The sequence below is a fragment of the Streptomyces sp. NPDC058964 genome, from assembly GCF_042741275.1.
In the GTDB taxonomy this organism is placed as follows: domain Bacteria; phylum Actinomycetota; class Actinomycetes; order Streptomycetales; family Streptomycetaceae; genus Streptomyces.
On sequence record NZ_JBHYKH010000745.1, the window covers coordinates 1,732 to 3,247 of the forward strand.

Genomic DNA, 1,516 nt, shown 5'->3' on the forward strand with positions numbered 1-1,516 from the left:
CCCGCCGCGCGTTGGCACCGGGCCGCCGGGGCGCGCCCCCCCCCCAGCCCCCCCCCCGCGGCGCCGCACCCGCTCGGCAACTTCACGGTCAACCGCTACGACGGCCTGGTCGCCGCTCCCGGACAGCTCCGCGTCGACCACGTCGAGGACCTCGCCGAGATCCCGGCCACCCAGGCCAAGCCCGACATCAAACGGCTGGGCATGACCGAGTGGGCCCGGCAGCGGTGCGAGAAGGCCGCGGAGGGCAGCAGGCTCACCGTCGGCGGCCGTGCCACCGCCCTGTCCGCCGGCCCCGCCCACGCCCGGCTCCGCCCGGGGCAGGCCGGGCTCAACACCCTCCGCGTGGAGTGCCGGCTCACCGCCCGGCTCCCCGAGGGCGGCACCGTCACCCTCGGCTTCCACAGCGCGGGCGCGTCCACCGGGCCCGGCTGGCGGGAGATCACGGCGCGGGGCGACCGTACGACCCTCACCGCCTCGGACGTCCCCGCGAAGTCCGTCTCGCACGAACTCAGCAGCTATCCCAAGGAGTTGCTCTCCTCCCCCGCCGACACCGCCACCGCCTCCCTGCGAGTGCGCCCCGGCGGTCCGGCCCTCGCCGAGGAGCGGCAGGACGCCCCCGCGGCCTCGGTGCTGCCCCGGGGCGCCGACCGCTGGACCCGTGCCCTGGACGGCCTGGTCGCCCGTCACCACCTCACCTTCGGGTTCGCCGCCCTCGCGCTGCTCATCGCGGTCGGACTCGGCGCGATGCACGCCCTCGCCCCGGGTCACGGCAAGACCCTGATGGCCGCGACGGCGGCCGCCCGCGGCGGCCGGGCCCGGCTGAAGGACGTCCTGCCGCTGGCCGCCTCGGTCACGGTGACCCACACCCTCGGTGTCGTCGCCCTGGGTCTGCTGGTCACCGCGGGCTCGGCCGCCACCCCCTCGGTGATCGCCTGGCTGGGCATCGCGAGCGGCGTCCTGGTGACGCTGGCGGGCGCGAACCTGGTGCGGCGCGCCTGGCGCAACCGGGCCGGCGCGCATCACCACCACCCGCACGGACACACGCACACCCACGAGGCGGCTCCGGAACGCCCGTTGGCCCTGGTCGGCGCGCACGACGGGGCGGCGCCGGCCACGCACGTACACGATCACCACCACGGGGAGGCCCCCCACCACGGGCACGACCACGACCACAGCCACGGACACGACCACGACCACGGCCGTGATCACAGCCGTGATCACGAACACACCCGCAAACACGGGCACGAGCACGCCCAAGGGCACGATCACGCCCACGAACATCCCCACGCCGTGGAACACACGCACGGCGGCTTCACCCACACCCACTCCACCGCCCCCACCCTCCGCGGGGGGCGCCGCAGCGGCGGGGGCGGGGGGGGGGGGGCCGCGCCTTGGGGGCGCGCCGCGGCGGGGCGGCGGGGGGGCGCGGGGGGGGGGGCGCCCCCGCCACCGCGCCCGACCCGGAGACCGGCGACCCCATGGCGGGCGCGGGCCGCACCCGCGTCCTGCGCAACAG

At 77.7% G+C, this 1,516-nt stretch carries 1 protein-coding gene; it reads left to right on the plus strand.

What is annotated here, in order from left to right; all coding sequences use genetic code 11:
* A partial coding sequence (locus ACFW2E_RS44080; RefSeq protein ID WP_384476980.1) for a hypothetical protein occupies positions 1-1,516 on the plus strand: 1,516 nt, incomplete at both ends.